The sequence below is a fragment of the Pseudomonas sp. S2_A02 genome (assembly GCF_054668495.1).
Map to the genome: position 1 here is coordinate 821537 of NZ_CP162776.1, position 15242 is coordinate 836778.

Consider the following 15242-nt stretch of genomic DNA (forward strand, 5'->3'; position numbering starts at 1 on the left):
TGCGGCAAATCGGGGCGGCAAGTCTAGCGACAATCGATCCACGCCGATATCTCTGAATCAACCGCCTCAGGGGAGTTCTCAGGACTTGTCGATCTACGGCACAACCGGGCGACCACAGGCTGACTACGCTGATAGTCCAGAGTGTTCAACCTGCCGAGGACAACCGCCATGCAACGCTTTCCAAAACTCACACCCTGCCTGTGGTTCGACGATCAGGCCGAAGCGGCGGCGAAGTTTTACTGTTCGATCTTCGATCACTCGAGAATTACCGCCATCACCCATTACGGCAAGGCCGGTCAGGAAATCCATGGCCGCCCGGAAGGTTCGGTGATGACCGTCAGTTTCGAGCTCGATGGCCATGCCTTCACCGGGCTCAATGGCGGGCCGGTGTTCACCTTCAACGAAGCGGTGTCGTTCCAGGTCAACTGCCAGAACCAGGAAGAAGTCGACCACTTCTGGGGCAACCTGTCTGCCGGTGGTCCTGTGCAGGCGCAGCAATGCGGCTGGCTCAAGGATAAATTCGGCGTTTCGTGGCAAATCGTGCCCGTAGCGTTGATGGACATGATGAAAGACCCCGACACAGCCAAATCCCAGCGTGCCATGACAGCGATGCTGCAAATGAAAAAACTCGATATTGCCACGCTGCAACGAGCCTTTGACGGCGAGAGCTAATACACTCCAAAGCTGAACCGCCGAGGACGCCACGATGAAGCACTCCGTCGCCAAAGATGCAGACAAAGCCCCGCGCTTCTGGCGCGACGACGCCCTGCCCTTCATCGAGGCCCGTTCCATCGCCGATGGTCGCTCGGTCTGCTACAGCCGGCATTCCCACGCGCACTTTTCCATTGGCGCAATCACCGCCGGGCGCAGCACCTATATCCACGATCAATCGGAGTTCCAGGTCAATGCCGGTACCCTGGTGCTGATGAATCCGGGCGATGTGCATGCCTGCAATCCGATCGACGACCAGCCGTGGTCGTACCTGATGCTGTACGTCGAGACGCCTTGGCTGACCGATTTGCAGCATCAGCTCGGCTTCAACCAGGACTCGGCGTTTCGCCGGTTTTCCATCACTCACAATCGTGACGTTGAACTGTTCGCTGGCCTGAAGAATTTGTACGAGGTGTTGGTCGACCCGCAGCAAGAGGTGCTGCCCAAGCACAGCGCGGCGGTGGAGTTTTTCACCGAGGTGCAACAGCGGCTCAACCCCATCGATCAACCGCTGCGCGAACCCAATTTCAAGCTGGAACGGGCCGCCGACTATATCCGCGACAACTGCACACAGATGCTCAAACTCGAAGACATTTGCGAGGCGGCGCAGCTGTCGCCGTCCTACCTGATCCGTGCCTTCAAACAGCATTACGGCATGACGCCTCACGCGTTTCTGATCAACCGGCGTATCCAGTTCGCCCAGGATCGACTGCGCAGTGGCAAGTTGATCGCCGATGTGGCGCTGGAAGCGGGATTTGCCGATCAGGCGCATTTTCAGCGCGCCTTCAAACAGCATCTGGCGGCGACACCGGGGCAGTATCGCGGCTAACTCATCCTCCCTCGCCACAAATCTAGAGCTGCCACACAGATCCCTGTGGGAGCGGGCTTGCCCGCGATGGCGTCTGGTCAGCCAACAATGATGTCGAATGGACTACCGCTATCGCGGGCAAGCCCGCTCCCACAGGGAAAGCGATGGCAACAAGAATTGTGCTGGGAACCACTATTGCTACCTATGGCAACAGCAAGTACACCGCACTCACCGCCAGCAACAACGCCATGAGCCGATTGAACAAACGCATCCCCGCCGGATTGCTCAGATAGCCGCGCAAAAACGTCCCGGCATACGCCCAGCAACCCACCGACAAGTAACAGATCACCAGATACACCGCCGCAAACTGCCACACCAACCGCGCCTCGCCGTCGGCGACAAATGCGCCCATCCCCGCGACACAGGCCAGCCAGGCTTTCGGGTTGAGCCATTGCATCACTGCGCCATACAGCATCGACGGTGCCCGGCCTGACTCCTTGGCATCGAGCTGACCGTTATCAGTGGCCAATTTGAAAGCCATGAACAACAGAAACGCCACCCCCGCCCATTGCACCACCTGCGTCAGCGCCGGCCACAGTGTCAGCAGTTCATGCAGCCCCAGGCCCATCAGCACAAGTAGCAACACGAACCCAAGAGTCGCCCCGATCACATGCCGCTGACTCGCGCGCAAACCAAACTGTGCGCCAGAGCTCAACGCCACAACATTCACCGGTCCCGGTGTAATCGAAGCCGCCAACGCAAACGCTGCCATGGAAAGAATCAGACTCATTGCATACCTTCTTCAATTCAGTTGAACCAAGCTTCAAGGTAAAGAGCCGGCTGAACGCCGTATTGAAGAAAACACCCCTCTGCGTCGTTGCAATCCTGTCACGATGCGCCTTGCGGTGGGCCTATACTTCAAGGGTCGGCACACTCGAAGCGACCTGCAATCGTGTTTGATATATGGGATATCGCGTCGAGTGATCGTTCACGCAGGCCACGGCCTGCCTTCGTCGTAGGGAGGAGAAGATCATGGCGCGTAAATACATCGACTGCCGCGAGTTTCCAAGCGATTCCAAATGCTCGGTCGCGTTGTCCGCAGACTCTGAAAACGAACTGCTCGAGGCCGCCGCACAGCATGCGGTCAGCGTTCACAAGCACACCGACTCACCGCAACTGCGTGCTCAACTGAAGACAATGTTTCACGATGGCACCCCGCCTGTTGAAGCACCGCGTCCCGCTTGATAAGGAGATTCCTGTAGGAGCTGTTGAAGGCTGCGCTCTTTTGATCTTGATTTTCAGAAGGTCAGGATCAAAAGATCGCAGCCTGCGGCAGCTCCGGGGATTTTGGGAACGGCCAAAAATCCGACGATTTAAGCGCAATCTCTGGAAAACCCTGGAGAGTGCCTCGTTACGCTTGCCCACCGCAGCTATTTGGGTGCACGAGAGCCCGACCGTGTTAGATGTGGGGCCTGCGTTTACTCTTGCCTGACAATATCGACCGAGATCTCCACCGCCGGAACCGTTCCTCTATTCTCAAGCCAGTGCGTGGTGTTCCGATCCTCGGGCCAGCCCACTCCCGGCCCATAGTCCGTGGCGACTCCATTTCGATGGTCAGTGATCGTTCCTTGCAGTATGTAGACGGTGCCGGGCCTGTCTTTATGATTATGAATCGGCCCGAAGACGCCTCCAGGCTCAATGGTCACCATACGCATTCTGAGTTGGCGCCCTGCCATGCCCTCGATCTCAGGGCCGAGGTCCATCGTTGCAAGTAACTTCACCGCAACACCTTTTGTCTCAGGTGCCATCTGTTCGTTGCTCATGGTGCTCTCCTCTCTGTACATACAGGGCCTGACTAGAAGTAAACACCCTAAAAGGCGGGAAAGCTCGTTGGGCAGAAGGCAGAAACTCCTGACTCACGCAAAACGCCTGTATGAACGTCGAAGCAGGTGTCTTGCACCGCCGTCACAAGGCCGGTTCGTTCCATTTTAAGTGGCCGATGGTCGTTGCATTTCGCTTGTCGCCGGCGTTTGGCTAAGCTGAATAAATCGGGACGAACTGAAACCTGAGTGATAACGGCCATCAGCGGATCTGGCTAGGCATCAGGACGGTAACGCCCAAAGGAGACAACTATGTATGCAGTTATAAGAACCTACTTGGGTGCTGGCGCGAAGCAGCTTTTCGATCTTTTAGAACAGCGCAGCGCCGACGTCGAAGCGACCCTGCGGACAGTACCTGGCCTGGTCAGTTACACATTGCTGAATACGGGTGATGGCGGTACCGCAGTGACTGTTTGCACGGACAAGGCCGGCAGCGATGCGAGCTTGAAAGTCGCGCGCGACTGGATTCAGAAAAACGCATCGAATATCCACGCGAACCCGCCGATCGTGACAGAAGGTCCGGTGATTGTGCAGATCAAATAGCAGGCCCTTCCAGTTGATCTTACGTTAGAAGGGACAGGTCGCGATTCAAGGCGAATGCCGGGCAATCGTGGTCTGTACCCTGTTTTTCTCCCAGCCTGAATCACGAAGGAGATCCCTGTGGGAGCGAGCTTGCTCGCGATAGCGGTGGATCAGTCAACGGCTCTTTTGAATAAAACTTTGCCTTCGCGAGCAAGCCCGCTCCCACAGAGATTTTGGGTGTTTAAGGAGGCTTGTTTAATATGGCTGCGCGTTACTTCCTGAAAGCTACAGCGTCTTGCGTCATTGCCTACGACTACGCCAGAATCCGCCGGCTTGTGCGTCTTGCCCCTGGCCTCTATCGTTTCCCTGCCACTGCCTATCAGTGGTCGGGTTTAGTCGCCCGTCGTTGCTAAGTCGCATAAGTGCCATTCAGTCAGGTATCCCATCCCTGCACCTGATGGTGGCTGTGCGCAGGGCACCCTCGGGTGCGCCGATTTCTTAGCTCGTCGGTCGACTAACCTGTGCACAGCTGCCTCCATTTCGTTTAGTCGCGAACTGGTCGCAGCCTCACTTTGAGAGTTAAGACATGTTCAAAATTACGCCTAATCCTCCAGAAACCGACGACGTTTCCCCCTACGACTCCATCGATTCAAAAAAGCTCCACGACGCGGCGGAACGCGCGCTCGATCATTACCTCAAGCCCCCCAAAGAACCCGCTGCCGCCCGTAAACCCAGCAGAATGTTCATCGTCGCCCCCGACATGGATACCGAAAGCTTGCTGGCCCATGCCTGCGAATCACTGGCATCAGCCAGTGTCATGCTCAGTGATTTTGCAAACCTTCTGGAAATCCCGCATCGCAACACAATACTGGGGATTCAGCAGAACATCATGCTGGGCGAACTGGCGGTAAACCGGGCGCTGGACAATATCGATCCGCAGAACTAATCGCTTCGTCTGTTGAAAAAACGGCCTTAACCAAGCAATGCCAGTCAGTTAAGGCGCGGAACCTGTGGGAGCGGGCTTGCTCGCGAAAGCGGTGTGTCAGGCAACATTAATGTTGGCAGATGCTGCCTCTTCGCGAGCAAGCCCGCTCCCACATGGATTAATGACTGGCACTAGCGCGCTAACCAAGCCAACGCAAGTGTACGGCGATTTGCGCTCACCGCTGTATGGGCCAAGCCACTCCTCACTCATGATAAAAATACGGCTCTCGTTACTGGAGCCGTCGTCATGGACCTCGCCACCCTTACCCTGTTTCTCCCGGCCTGCTTCGCCCTGAACATGGCTCCCGGCCCGAACAATCTACTGTCGATCAGCAACGCCACCCGTTATGGCTATCGTCGCGCCTGCGTGGCCGGCGTCGGACGCTTGCTGGCGTTTGCCGGAATGATCGCCCTGGCCGCCGCCGGGTTGTCGGTGGTGCTGCAAACCTCGGAATGGCTGTTCTACGCGATCAAAATCATCGGCGCCGCTTACCTGTTGTACCTGGCCTGGCAACTGTGGCGCGCCAATCCCGAGGCCGAGCAGGTTGTGACCGGCGCGCCGATTGGCATTGTCGCTTTGGCGCGGCAGGAGTTTCTGGTGGCGGCGGGTAATCCCAAGGCTATCTTGCTGTTCACCGCATTCCTGCCGCAGTTCGTCGACCCGACTCGACCGATTGCCGCGCAATTCGTCGTGCTCGGCGCGTTGTTCCTGATGCTGGAATGGATCGCCATCAGCGCCTACGCCTACATGGGCCTGCACATGCGCCGCTGGTTCGCCGAACCACGGGGCAAGCGGATTTTCAACCGTTGCTGCGCGGGATTGTTGTCGGCAGCGGCTTCGGTGCTGTTGATGGCGAAACGGGCGTGACCTTTACCCTTGGGACGGTCCTTTCAGTTCGACCTGGTTGCCGTCCGGATCGAAGCAATAGATCGACAGCCCATGGCCTTCAGCGCCGAAACGCACGGCGGCTTTCTCGGGTGTCAGGCCATGGGAGTGCAAGTGACTGACCAGCGCTTCCTCATCGAACGGCTCGATACGCAGGCAGAAGTGATCGAGGTTGCGCCGTTCGTGGCCAGCGGCAGCACCGCCCTTGCGGCCGAGTTCGCCCTGGATGTCGACGAGGTCGATCATCGAGGTGCCTGCACGTAGATGCACCATGCCCAGATCGTCGCGGCGCTTGACCACTTCGGCACCGAATACCTCGCCGTAAAAAGTGATGCTTCGTTCGAGATCCTTGACGCGCAGGACGATGTGATCGATGTGTTTGATCGTGAACGGTTGCATTAGGAAGATTCCTGAAAATAGCGTTTACAGGATTATCGGGGACCTGATGACTGTAGCTCAGGGCCCCAAAAATTCACTGTCGATTTTCCGGTGGAGGCGTCGGGCGACGCGGCCTATGCTCAGCCCATGAACCTACAAAACGCTGTGCTTCCGCCCCACGCCGAGATGGTTCGCGCCATGCTCGAACGCGACACCGCCTACGAGGGGGTGTTCTTTACCGCGGTCAAAACCACTGGCATTTTCTGCCGCCCCGGCTGTACGGCGCGTAAACCGAAGCCGGAAAACGTCGAGTTCTTCGCCCATGCCGATGAGGCGATGTCGGCGGGCTATCGGGCCTGTCTGCGTTGCAAGCCGCTGGACGCCGCGGCCATCGCGCCGGACTGGGTGCAGCGGCTGCTCAACTCCGTCGACGCGGATCCCGACCTGCGCTGGACCGATGCCCAGTTACTCGCCGAGGGCATCGAGCCGCTGAAACTGCGCCGCTGGTTCAAGCAGCATTTCGGCATGACCTTTCACGCCTGGCTGCGCAGTCGGCGCCTGGGCATCGCCCTCGGTGGCATCAAACAAGGCGGATCCATCGACAACGCTGCGTTCGACTCCGGCTACGAATCCCTGAGCGGTTTTCGCGATGCGTTTCAAAAGTCGTTCCACATCACACCCGGCCGCGCCGCCCACAGCGAGCCACTGCTGTTCACTCGACTGACCACACCGCTAGGGCCAATGATCGCCATGGCCGAACAGCGTGGGCTAGTGCTACTGGAGTTTCTCGATCGACCGGCACTGACCAAGGAAATCGAAGAACTGCAGAACCGTTATGGCTACGCCGTGGCACCCGGGCACAACGAGCATTTGCAGCAGATTGAACAAGAACTGGCGCAATACTTCGCTGGTAAACGAACCGATTTCAACGTGCCACTGCACCTGCCCGGCAGCGCTTTCGCCCGGCAGGTGTGGGCTGAACTGATGAAGATTCCGTACGGCCAGACCACTACTTATGGCGCCATCGCCGCGCAACTTGGCAAGCCCGGCGCCAGTCGCGCCGTGGGTCTGGCCAACGGACAAAACCGCTTGGCGATTATCCTGCCCTGTCATCGGGTGATCGGCGCAGATGGCTCATTGACCGGCTATGGTGGAGGGCAGCCGCGCAAGGCGTTTCTGCTCAGGCTGGAAAGCGCCGCGGTGCAAATCACCCAACAACTCGCGTTCTGATCACTCCACCGTTTATTCAAAAAAGTCATAAGGAAGGACATTCGATGGACACACTCGACAACCAATTCCACCAACTGCACCAGAGCGGCCTGCTGATTCTGACCAACGTCGCCGACGCCACTGGGGCACGACTGGTGGAACAACTTGGCAGCAAGGCCGTCGCCACCAGCAGCGCGGCGGTGGCTTGGGTTCATGGTTACCCGGATGGCAACACCTTGCCGCTTGAACGTCTCGTTTCCACCGTCGAATCCATCGCCCGAGTCATCACGGTGCCCTTGACCGTGGACATTGAGGCCGGTTATTCCGATGACCTGGGTCGGGTCGCAGAAGTGATCGACGCCGTCATCGCCGCCGGTGCCATGGGGATCAATATCGAGGACGGTGCTTCGCCGCCCGAGCTGCTGGCGCGCAAGATCGAAATCGCTCGCCAGGTCGCCAGTCGCCGGGACGTGAAGCTGTTTATCAACGCTCGTACCGACGTGTACCTCAGAGGCCTGGTGCCAGCCGAAGATCGCGTCGCAGAGACACTCAAACGGGCCGCGTTGTATCAGGCCGCCGGTGCCAACGGGCTGTTCGCGGCGGGCGTCACGGCGGCGTATGAGATCGAAGCGCTGTGCCGTGGCACGACGCTGCCAGTGAATGTGCTGGGTTTCGCGGGCCTGCCTTCGCCGGAAGAACTGCAAGCCCTCGGTGTGCGCCGTTTGAGCGCCGGTTCGAGCATCGCCGAATTCCTCTACGGCGCCATGGCATCGGTAGCCAAAAGCTTTCTGGAAACCGGAAAACTCGATAGCAGCGACCTCAAGGCCTTCACTTATGGCGAAGTGAACGCCCTGCTGGCCCCCACCGGCAAAGTTTGACCGCAAGCAATGGAGTGCGGCGCTGCGGGGTGAGGGCTAATCTCCCCCGCAGTCACCCGCGCTTCAGGATGCTCCATGCCCGACACCTATCAACTGGCCAGCGAATTTCTTTCGACCCTCGATGCCGACTGGCAACGCCACATCAGCGCCATCGGCCCCTGCCTGCATCAGCCCCATGCGGCTCGCGATCCTTATGAGTCGCTGGTGCGGGCGATTGCCTATCAGCAACTGCATGCCAAGGCCGGCGATGCGATTGTCGGCCGACTGCTGGCGTTGTTTCCGGCAAGCACCTTCCCAAGGCCCGAGCAGATTCTGGCGACAGACTTCGAACAGATGCGCGGTTGCGGGTTTTCTGCCAGCAAAATCGCGACTATTCAGGGCATCGCTCAAGCGGCTCTGGACGGCGTGGTGCCGGATTACGCCACAGCCCTGGCCATGGACGATGAAGCGTTGATCGAGCGCTTGATTACCTTGCGCGGGGTCGGTCGCTGGACGGTGGAAATGCTGCTGATCTACAGCCTGGAGCGGCCAGACATTTTGCCGGCCGATGACTTTGGGGTGCGCGAAGGTTATCGGCGGCTGAAGGGGTTGGAGGTACAGCCGACGCGTAAGCAGATGAGTGAAATCGGACTGGCGTGGAGCCCTTATCGGACGGTGGCGGCGTGGTATTTGTGGCGGGTGCCCAGTCGGTAGACCGCGTTATCGTTCTTCGCGAGCAAGCCCGCTCCCACACTTGATCGTCGTCGTACACACAATCCGTGTTCGCTGAAGATTTAATGTGGGAGCGGGCTTGCTCGCGAAGAGGCCCGCACATCCAGCACAAATTGCCCAGAACCCCTGACAGTCTAGGCTGTCTTGAGCCATCCCAAGACCCGTCGGAGGTTCCCATGCAGCTCGAAGGCTCCTGCCATTGCGGCGCGGTGTCGTTCAGCCTGACCAGCGCCCACCCCTACCCTTATCAACGCTGCTATTGCTCGATCTGTCGCAAGACCCAGGGCGGTGGCGGTTATGCGATCAACCTGGGCGGCGATGCCGACAGCCTCAAGGTGCACGGTCGCAAGCACATATCGATTTACCATGCACGGCTCAAGGACGAAGGGGATAGACGCGCCCGCCGCAGCACCGCCGAGCGGCATTTCTGCTCTCTTTGCGGCTCGGGGTTATGGCTGTTCAGTCCTGAATGGCCGGAGCTGATTCATCCGTTTGCCTCGGCCATCGACACTCCGTTGCCGGTACCACCGGAACACACGCATCTGATGCTCGGTTCCAAGGCGCCGTGGGTGGAAGTCGAGGCGCATCCGGGCGACCAGCAGTTCGACGTCTATCCCGAAGAATCCATCGCCCAATGGCATGAGCGCCTGGGGTTGAGCCGTTAGCAGACGGTGTATACCTTTTGATGTTGATGTGTTGCAGATGGCCCCTTCGCGGGCAAGCCTCGCTCCTACAGGGTTACGCGAACCTTGTAGGAGCGAGGCTTGCCCGCGAAGGCGTCCGCCCACGGCGAATCCGCATACGGGGGGTTACGCCGCTACCGGCACACCACTGTGAAAGCGAAACTCCACATCCGGCGACTCGATCAACGCCTGCTCGGCGTCACGAACCTTGTCGATCACCTGGACGATGTCCTTGGCGTCACCGTACTGATAGGCCAGTTTCAGGTAACCCTGGAAATGCCGCGCCTCGCTTTTCAGCAGACCGAAGTAGAACTTGCCCAGTTCTTCATCCAGATGCGGCACCAACGCCTCGAAACGCTCGCAGCTGCGCGCTTCGATGAAGGCGCCGACCACCAGCGTATCCACCAGCTTCACCGGTTCGTGGCTGCGCACCACTTTGCGCAGCCCCGAGGCGTAACGCCCGGCGGACAGCTGACGCAGCTCGATCTTGCGCTTTTTCATCAGGCGCATGACCTGCTCGTGGTGCACCAGCTCTTCCCGGGCCAGACGCGACATCAGGTTGATCAGATCGACATGGGAGTGGTATTTGGCAATCAGGCTTAACGCCGTGCTGGCCGCCTTGAATTCGCAGTTTTTGTGGTCGATCAGCAGGGTTTCCTGATCGGCCAGCGCGGCCTGGACCCAGCCATCGGGCGTGCGGCAGCCAAGGAATTCGTGAATTTCGGGAAGGATCATGGGGCTCACGGATAAAAGGTACAGAACGAAGGGCGCCGATTATACCGGCCTGCCGACAGACCACCAGCCGCCAACCGTTGATATGCATCAAGTCGCCGAATGCCGACCAGCAACTATAGTTGTCCAACGCAGTGTTTTTTACCTTCCAGGGAGATTCCGATCATGCAAGCCATTCGCAGCATTCTGGTGGTCATCGAACCCGAGCACTCGGAGAGCCTGGCGCTCAAACGGGCCAAACTGATCGCTGGCGTGACCCAGGCCCATTTGCACCTGCTGGTCTGCGATAAAAAGCATGACCACGCTGGCATGCTGGGCGTGCTCAAGGCGGCCCTGCTGGAGGACGGTTACAGCGTCACCACCGAACAGGCCTGGAACGAAAGCCTGCACGAAACCATCGTCGATGTGCAGCAAGCCGAAGGCTGCGGGCTGGTGATCAAGCAACATTTTCCCGACAGTGCATTGAAAAAGGCGCTGCTGACGCCGGCGGACTGGAAACTGCTGCGCTCCTGCCCTACTCCAGTGTTGCTGGTGAAAACCTCGAAACCCTGGACTGGCGGCGTGATCCTGGCGGCTATCGATGTCGGCAACATCGACGGCGAACACCGCACCTTGCACGCCAGCATCATTGATCATGGCTACGACATCGCCAGCCTGGCCAGAGCTCATTTGCACGTGATCAGCGCTCACCCGTCGCCGATGCTGTCGGCCGCTGACCCGACATTCCAGTTAAAAGAAACCATCGAGGCCAGTTATCGCGAGCAGTGCAAGGCGTTCCAGGCCGAGTTCGACATTGATGATGACCATCTGCACATCGAGGAAGGTCCGGCGGATGTGTTGATTCCGTATATAGCCCATAAATTGGGGGCATCGGTGACGGTGATCGGCACCGTGGCGCGGACCGGGTTGTCCGGGGCGTTGATCGGTAATACGGCGGAAGTGGTGCTGGATGCGCTGGAAAGCGATGTGCTGGTGCTCAAGCCGGATACGGTCATGGATCATCTGGAAGAGATTGTGACCCAGCATTGAGATTTTCGGCGCCAGATAGATAGCCTTCGCGAGCAAGCCCGCTCCCACATGGGATCTCCATTGGACATGAAATTTGTGAACGACACAGATCCAATGTGGGAGCGGGCTTGCTCGCGAAGCTTTTAAAATTTAACCGCCGAACGCATCCTTGAGAAACCCCGGCGCAATGTAGCGCTGGTAATGCGCCTCAGACAGCAGGAAAAATTCCCGATCAATGGCATCGCGCAGTTCCGGCAGGTTCCAGTCGCGGAACTCCGGCAGCAGCACCATCCCGTAGGCTTCCAGATTATTGATGACCCGCGCACCCCGGGCAATCAGCTGATAAGCCCAGCAATATTCCGACTGATGCGGCACAAAGCGGATCTTGCGCTGTTCCAGCTGCAGGCGCAGCAACGCGGGATCGAAAATCTCTATCTTGCTGGCCATAACCTGTGACAGCAGTTGCTCAAGACGCAGCCACACCGCGCGTTTTTCTTCCTCGTTGTAACCGTTCCAGTGAATCACTTCATGGTGGAAACGCTTGCAGCCACGGCACACCAGATCACCGTAAACAGTGGAGCAGAGGCCGACGCAGGGGGTCTTGATGGTCTGATTGGGCATAGGTAGGCAAAACACGGGAAAGCAGAACAGGTCGGCATGTTAGCCCTTTGTCCAACATTCATCACCCCTCAAAATTCAGGGCCTCAGGGTCTATTGGACTTTGGTGACGGCCGCGGCTCGCCACCAAAGTTCAATAGACCCTGACTTACCTTTAATTTTTTTTGCCGTAGAATCAGCCAGCCTTTTAAGGCGCCAATGTCCGTTAGAAGCTGTTTTCAAAGCGTCACGAGCACAGTCGTTCCTTCAGAGCGGTGTTGGCGAAGGGTTTTTCAGCGGTGAAAAACCTGACGCCAACCCTCATCAGCTCCCCGTTCTGCAGGCGTAAAACTTTGAAAGCAGCTTCTGTAAGGAATTGCCGGTAATTCTGGCTAAGCGGCCCAAAACGCCACGCAGCGCATGAGTACGGTAATTTCGGGATGAGCGTCCCGGACACCCATTTGGGACCACTGATGAGGGTAATAACTGTGCTTGAAGCCTACCGCAAACATATCGAAGAGCGTGCAGCACTGGGTATCGTTCCCCAGCCGCTTAACGCCGAACAAACTGCAGGCCTGGTCGAGCTGCTGAAGAATCCCCCGGCTGGCGAAGAAGCCTTCCTCGTTGACCTGATCACCAATCGCGTTCCGCCAGGCGTGGACGAAGCTGCCTATGTAAAGGCCGGTTTCCTCTCTGCCCTCGCCAAAGGCGAAGCCAAATCCCCTCTGATCGACAAGAAACGCGCTGTTGAACTGCTCGGCACCATGCAGGGCGGCTACAACATCGTGACGCTGGTCAATCTGCTGGACGACGCCGAACTGGCACCAGTAGCCGCCGAAGAACTCAAGCACACCCTGCTGATGTTCGACGCCTTCCATGACGTCGCTGAACGCGCCAAGAACGGCAACGTTCACGCCAAAGGCGTTCTGCAATCCTGGGCCGACGGCGAGTGGTTCAAGAACCGCCCTGTGCTGGCCGACAAGATCAGCCTGCGCGTGTTCAAGGTGACTGGCGAAACCAACACCGACGACCTGTCCCCTGCTCCTGATGCCTGGTCCCGCCCGGACATCCCGCTGCACGCCCTGGCGATGCTGAAAATGGCTCGCGACGGCATCGTGCCGGACGTGCAAGGCTCCATCGGTCCGATGAAGCAGATTGAAGAAATGCGCAACAGCGGCTTCCCGATCGCCTACGTCGGTGACGTGGTCGGCACCGGTTCGTCGCGTAAATCGGCCACCAACTCGGTGCTGTGGTTCTTCGGCGACGACGTTCCTTTCGTGCCGAACAAGCGTGCTGGCGGCTTCTGCTTCGGCAGCAAGATCGCTCCAATCTTCTACAACACCATGGAAGATGCCGGCGCACTGCCAATCGAGTTCGACGTAACCAACATCAACATGGGCGACGTGATCGACCTGTACCCGCACGCAGGCAAAGTCTGCAAGCACGGTACCGACGAAGTCATCACCACCTTCGAAATGAAGACCCCTGTGCTGTTGGACGAAGTCCGTGCCGGCGGTCGTATTCCGCTGATCATCGGCCGTGGCCTGACCGATAAGGCTCGCGCCGAACTGGGTCTGCCAGCGTTCGACCTGTTCAAGAAGCCGGATGCCCCGATCGAAAGCACCAAGGGTTTCACCCTGGCGCAGAAAATGGTCGGCAAGGCGTGCGGCGTAGCCGGTGTGCGTCCAGGCACCTACTGCGAACCGAAGATGACCACCGTCGGTTCCCAGGACACCACCGGTCCAATGACCCGTGACGAACTGAAAGACCTGGCGTGCCTGGGCTTCTCCGCTGATCTGGTGATGCAGTCGTTCTGCCACACCGCGGCTTATCCAAAGCCGATCGACGTGACTACCCACCACACCCTGCCTGACTTCATCATGACCCGCGGCGGCGTTTCCCTGCGTCCGGGCGACGGCATCATCCACAGCTGGCTGAACCGCATGCTGCTGCCGGACACCGTCGGCACCGGTGGTGACTCCCACACCCGTTTCCCGATGGGCATTTCGTTCCCGGCCGGTTCCGGTCTGGTCGCATTCGCCGCTGCCACTGGCGTGATGCCGCTGGACATGCCGGAATCGATCCTGGTGCGCTTCAAAGGCGAAATGCAACCGGGCGTCACCTTGCGTGACCTGGTTCACGCCATTCCTTACTTCGCGATTCAGGCTGGTTTGCTGACCGTCGAGAAGAAAGGCAAGAAGAACGCCTTCTCCGGCCGCATCCTGGAAATCGAAGGTCTGGACAACCTGAGCATCGAACAGGCTTTCGAGCTGTCCGACGCCTCGGCCGAACGTTCGGCTGCCGGTTGCACCATCAAGCTGTCGAAAGAGTCGATCACCGAATACCTGCAATCGAACATCACCCTGCTGCGCTGGATGATCGGTGAAGGCTACGGTGATGTGCGTACCCTGGAACGTCGTGCTCAAGCGATGGAAGCCTGGATCGCCAACCCTGAGTTGATGGTTGCCGATGCTGACGCCGAATACGCTGAAGTCATCGAAATCGACCTGGCCGACATCAAAGAGCCTGTGCTCTGCGCGCCAAACGATCCGGACGACGCCCGTCTGCTGTCCAGCGTTGCTGGCGAGAAGATCGACGAAGTGTTCATCGGTTCGTGCATGACCAACATCGGTCACTTCCGCGCTGCCGGCAAGTTGCTGGAACAGGTCAAGGGTCAGCTGCCAACCCGTCTGTGGCTGTCGCCGCCGACAAAAATGGACGCTCACCAACTGACCGAAGAAGGCTACTACGGCATCTACGGCAAGGCCGGTGCACGCATGGAAATGCCAGGCTGCTCGCTGTGCATGGGTAACCAGGCACGTGTAGAGCCGAACTCGACTGTTGTGTCGACATCGACCCGTAACTTCCCGAACCGTCTGGGCGACGGCGCGAACGTCTACCTGGCTTCGGCCGAACTGGCGTCCGTTGCGTCGATCCTGGGTCGCCTGCCGACCGTCGAGGAGTACATGGAATACGCTGGCAAGATCGACAGCATGGCGGCCGATGTTTACCGCTACCTGTCCTTCGACCAGATCGCCGAGTTCCGTGAAGCTGCTGCGAACGCCAACATCCCGGTCGTTCAAGCCTAACGTTACAACGCCATAAAAAACGCCGCCCATCGTGAGATGAGCGGCGTTTTTTTATGCCTGAAGAAATGTGGGAGTCACTGTTATCGATCGTTCCCACGCTCCGCGTGGGAATGCCTCAAGGGACGCTCCGCGTTCCAGCTCTCGAAAGGGACGCGGAGCGTCCCGG

The 15242-nt window shown here is 58.6% G+C and carries 17 protein-coding genes; 12 read left to right on the top strand and 5 right to left on the bottom strand.

Translation table 11 applies throughout. From position 1 onward, the window contains the following. Window positions 1–168: 168 nt before the first annotated feature. Complete coding sequence (locus AB4O41_RS03440; protein ID WP_460146245.1) at window positions 169–672, top strand: VOC family protein; 504 nt, start codon at window positions 169–171, stop codon at window positions 670–672. Between the two features lie 34 nt (window positions 673–706). After that, window positions 707–1540, top strand: coding sequence for an AraC family ligand binding domain-containing protein (locus tag AB4O41_RS03445; protein WP_460146247.1), 834 nt, complete (start codon window positions 707–709; stop codon window positions 1538–1540). Between the two features lie 181 nt (window positions 1541–1721). Here the strand turns inward: AB4O41_RS03445 and AB4O41_RS03450 are convergent, their stop codons facing one another. Beyond that, window positions 1722–2309, bottom strand: coding sequence for a LysE family translocator (locus AB4O41_RS03450; RefSeq protein WP_460146249.1), 588 nt, complete (start codon window positions 2307–2309; stop codon window positions 1722–1724). Between the two features lie 242 nt (window positions 2310–2551). Between AB4O41_RS03450 and AB4O41_RS03455 the strand changes: the two genes are divergently transcribed. Further along, complete coding sequence (locus AB4O41_RS03455; protein WP_205889300.1) at window positions 2552–2764, top strand: DUF1059 domain-containing protein; 213 nt, start codon at window positions 2552–2554, stop codon at window positions 2762–2764. Window positions 2765–2997: 233 nt separating this feature from the next. Here the strand turns inward: AB4O41_RS03455 and AB4O41_RS03460 are convergent, their stop codons facing one another. After that, window positions 2998–3342: a cupin domain-containing protein gene (locus AB4O41_RS03460; protein ID WP_460146251.1), complete on the bottom strand. Its 345-nt coding sequence runs from the start codon at window positions 3340–3342 to the stop codon at window positions 2998–3000. Between the two features lie 309 nt (window positions 3343–3651). Between AB4O41_RS03460 and AB4O41_RS03465 the strand changes: the two genes are divergently transcribed. The 3 genes from AB4O41_RS03465 (at window position 3652) to AB4O41_RS03475 (ending at window position 5773) form a co-directional block, all read left to right on the top strand. Next, window positions 3652–3942, top strand: a complete 291-nt coding sequence (locus tag AB4O41_RS03465; protein WP_460146253.1) for a hypothetical protein — start codon at window positions 3652–3654, stop codon at window positions 3940–3942. Between the two features lie 565 nt (window positions 3943–4507). Then, the gene (locus AB4O41_RS03470; protein WP_460146255.1) at window positions 4508–4867 is read left to right on the top strand and encodes a DUF6124 family protein; all 360 of its coding nucleotides are present in this window, start codon (window positions 4508–4510) and stop codon (window positions 4865–4867) included. Window positions 4868–5152: 285 nt separating this feature from the next. Further along, a complete protein-coding gene (locus tag AB4O41_RS03475; RefSeq protein ID WP_460146257.1) occupies window positions 5153–5773 on the top strand; it encodes a LysE family translocator in 621 nt (206 codons plus the stop codon). Window positions 5774–5776: 3 nt separating this feature from the next. Here the strand turns inward: AB4O41_RS03475 and AB4O41_RS03480 are convergent, their stop codons facing one another. Further along, window positions 5777–6190 (bottom strand): VOC family protein, encoded by a 414-nt coding sequence (locus tag AB4O41_RS03480; protein WP_460146259.1) that lies wholly within the window; start codon window positions 6188–6190, stop codon window positions 5777–5779. 126 nt (window positions 6191–6316) lie between these two features. Between AB4O41_RS03480 and AB4O41_RS03485 the strand changes: the two genes are divergently transcribed. The 4 genes from AB4O41_RS03485 to AB4O41_RS03500 all read left to right on the top strand — a co-directional run bounded on the left by AB4O41_RS03485 (window position 6317) and on the right by AB4O41_RS03500 (window position 9632). Beyond that, window positions 6317–7399 carry a bifunctional transcriptional activator/DNA repair enzyme AdaA gene (locus tag AB4O41_RS03485; RefSeq protein WP_460146260.1) on the top strand — a complete coding sequence of 361 codons (1083 nt, stop codon included), beginning with the start codon at window positions 6317–6319 and terminating at the stop codon, window positions 7397–7399. Window positions 7400–7443: 44 nt separating this feature from the next. Continuing rightward, the gene (locus tag AB4O41_RS03490) at window positions 7444–8256 is read left to right on the top strand and encodes an isocitrate lyase/PEP mutase family protein (protein ID WP_460146262.1); all 813 of its coding nucleotides are present in this window, start codon (window positions 7444–7446) and stop codon (window positions 8254–8256) included. A 75-nt stretch (window positions 8257–8331) separates the two neighbouring features. Continuing rightward, window positions 8332–8949, top strand: coding sequence for a DNA-3-methyladenine glycosylase family protein (locus tag AB4O41_RS03495; RefSeq protein ID WP_460146263.1), 618 nt, complete (start codon window positions 8332–8334; stop codon window positions 8947–8949). A 194-nt stretch (window positions 8950–9143) separates the two neighbouring features. Next, the gene (locus tag AB4O41_RS03500; RefSeq protein WP_460146265.1) at window positions 9144–9632 is read left to right on the top strand and encodes a GFA family protein; all 489 of its coding nucleotides are present in this window, start codon (window positions 9144–9146) and stop codon (window positions 9630–9632) included. 144 nt (window positions 9633–9776) lie between these two features. Here the strand turns inward: AB4O41_RS03500 and AB4O41_RS03505 are convergent, their stop codons facing one another. Beyond that, on the bottom strand, window positions 9777–10385 hold the full coding sequence (locus AB4O41_RS03505) for a MiaE family protein (protein ID WP_460146267.1): 609 nt from the start codon (window positions 10383–10385) through the stop codon (window positions 9777–9779). A 162-nt stretch (window positions 10386–10547) separates the two neighbouring features. On the opposite strand from AB4O41_RS03505, the gene AB4O41_RS03510 reads away from it, so the two are divergent. Then, the gene (locus AB4O41_RS03510; protein ID WP_460146269.1) at window positions 10548–11411 is read left to right on the top strand and encodes a universal stress protein; all 864 of its coding nucleotides are present in this window, start codon (window positions 10548–10550) and stop codon (window positions 11409–11411) included. A 129-nt stretch (window positions 11412–11540) separates the two neighbouring features. Here AB4O41_RS03510 and AB4O41_RS03515 read toward each other — a convergent pair whose 3' ends face one another. Continuing rightward, window positions 11541–12011, bottom strand: coding sequence for a DUF1289 domain-containing protein (locus AB4O41_RS03515; RefSeq protein ID WP_030130429.1), 471 nt, complete (start codon window positions 12009–12011; stop codon window positions 11541–11543). Between the two features lie 464 nt (window positions 12012–12475). On the opposite strand from AB4O41_RS03515, the gene acnB reads away from it, so the two are divergent. Next, on the top strand, window positions 12476–15076 hold the full coding sequence (gene acnB, locus AB4O41_RS03520; RefSeq protein WP_032835413.1) for a bifunctional aconitate hydratase 2/2-methylisocitrate dehydratase: 2601 nt from the start codon (window positions 12476–12478) through the stop codon (window positions 15074–15076). Window positions 15077–15242 lie beyond the last annotated feature (166 nt).